Below are 333 nucleotides of genomic sequence, written 5' to 3'. Positions count from 1 at the left end.
TCAACGATATAGGACATTTACATCCCTCTTCTCTCTCAATTATTTCTTAAAAACAGGAATCCAAAATTCAAAATAATCCTCTCAGCTACCAAATATTATACCAAAATGGTCCAAGAGAAAATATTGTTACATGTCACGCCACATACCTCCGCATGACATTTCACGAAATAACTATCTTATATATAAAATTTATGTACTTTAATATTTATTTTAAAGAAAATCTTCTTCAACAAAATCCCCATTTGCATTTATACCTTTAAATTCCATACAAATAAGGATTTCTCCTCCTTTAAAGATTCTTCTAAACTAACTATACTGATTAGTAACTTCCAT

The sequence above is a fragment of the Neobacillus drentensis genome (assembly GCF_036965645.1).
Lineage (GTDB): Bacteria > Bacillota > Bacilli > Bacillales > Cytobacillaceae > Neobacillus > Neobacillus drentensis_D.
Note: the sequence above shows the minus strand (reverse complement) of the source record.